The following is a 661-nucleotide window of genomic DNA, read 5'->3' on the forward strand; positions in this document are numbered from 1 at the left end:
TGAGAATGTTTGATATCTTGCTTTTAAAATTTGACGATGGAAGTTCTACTTTTTTATGATTTCTTGCTTGAGCATTTTTAATTCTTGCTATCATATCTCCTATTGGGTCACTTAAACTCATATATTCCTTTCTACCAACTTGATTTAACTAAACCTGGAATCTTACCTTGCAGACCAAGTTGTCTTAACGCAATTCTAGATATTTTTAATTTTCTATAAACTCCATGAGGTCTTCCAGTAATTTGACATCTATTCATAACTCTATTTTTTGCAGAATTTCTAGGTAATTTTGATAGTTTTTGCTGAGCCTTAAATCTTTCCTCTAATGGAAGTTTTTTATTCATTATAATCTTTTTTAGTTTTGCTCTCTTTTTATAAAATTTATCAGAGAGTTTTATTCTTCTATTGTTTTTATTAATTGAGCTTAATTTGGCCATTCTTAATTATCTCCCTTTTTAATAAATGGAAAATTTAGTTTTTCTAATAAAGCAAAACTATGTTTTTTATTATTAGATGAAATAACAATAACAATATCTAGACCCCTAACTTTGTCTGCTCTATCAAAACTCACTTCAGGAAAAATAATATGTTCCTTAATACCAAATGTATAATTGCCAAATTTATCAAAACCATCAGCAGATAAACCTCTAAAGTCTTTGAC

Annotated in this window: 2 protein-coding genes and 1 pseudogene; all 3 read right to left on the bottom strand. The window is 27.5% G+C overall.

Annotated elements, in window-relative coordinates; genetic code table 11:
• Positions 1-121: 30S ribosomal protein S8 (gene rpsH, locus AMN70_RS03450; protein WP_075501792.1), on the bottom strand; the 121-nt coding region annotated here is incomplete at its 3' end.
• 10 nt (positions 122-131) lie between these two features.
• Positions 132-437 carry a 30S ribosomal protein S14 gene (gene rpsN / locus AMN70_RS03455; RefSeq protein ID WP_075501794.1) on the bottom strand — a complete coding sequence of 102 codons (306 nt, stop codon included), beginning with the start codon at positions 435-437 and terminating at the stop codon, positions 132-134.
• Between the two features lie 2 nt (positions 438-439).
• Positions 440-661, bottom strand: a pseudogene (locus AMN70_RS03460) (50S ribosomal protein L5); the annotation flags it as partial.

Origin of the sequence: Candidatus Pelagibacter communis, assembly GCF_001179925.1 — a bacterium.
In the GTDB taxonomy this organism is placed as follows: Bacteria; Pseudomonadota; Alphaproteobacteria; order Pelagibacterales; family Pelagibacteraceae; genus Pelagibacter; species Pelagibacter ubique_E.

Coding starts and splice junctions, on each gene's coding strand:
- rpsN (WP_075501794.1), bottom strand. CDS start 437: ATGGCCAAATTAAGCTCAATTAATAAAAACAATAGAAGAATAAAACTC.